Annotated in this window: 1 protein-coding gene; it reads right to left on the bottom strand. The window is 68.2% G+C overall.

Annotation, left to right across the window (positions count from 1 at the left end; all coding sequences use genetic code 11):
• The coding region (locus ABD323_RS44585) for a multicopper oxidase domain-containing protein (protein ID WP_344447676.1) at positions 1 to 315 on the bottom strand (315 nt) is incomplete at its 3' end.
• Positions 316 to 559 lie beyond the last annotated feature (244 nt).

Below are 559 nucleotides of genomic sequence, written 5' to 3'. Positions count from 1 at the left end.
GTCGATCAGGGCGGGGTCGATGCCAGGGGAGTTCTCGGCCGGCGGCATGGTGATGTCCGGGAGGTGGCCGATCTGGGCGGGGTACGGGGTGCTGATCCGGTTCTGCCAGTCGATCCGCAGCCGCTGCCCGCGCCGGACCTCGATGGTCGGGCCGGGGAAGGTGCCCTCGTACGTCCACATCGGGGTCGGGGGCAGCTCGGAGTGCAGCTGCACCTCGGCCGAGAGCTGGCGGATCGTCAGCTCGGCTTCGGGGCGCAGCACCTGGGGGATTCGCAGCGGGTCCGCGAACTTGGTGAGCTCGGTGGGGTCGGGCACGGTGGCCTCCGGGTGGTCGGTTTGGCTCCACGGTGAGCCATCCGTTGTCCCGTTTTCATGAGGCAGTGGTCCCGGTATGTCCTGCGGGGATGTCGATTCGGCCGTCCGGAGCAGTGGTCGGACCCCTTGACGGGATCTCGGTATTCACCCAATCATCATGGGCGCGTCAAGAGTTACCCGCCGACCGGCCACCGGGACCGGCAGCTTCCGCACGTTCCGTTCTGCCCCACCAGAATCTGGAGCT

The organism is Kitasatospora nipponensis, assembly GCF_039528135.1.
Classification (GTDB): Bacteria; Actinomycetota; Actinomycetes; order Streptomycetales; family Streptomycetaceae; genus Kitasatospora; species Kitasatospora nipponensis.
The sequence above is the reverse complement of the archived record's forward strand: the minus strand, read 5'-3'. Positions and strand labels throughout refer to the sequence as shown.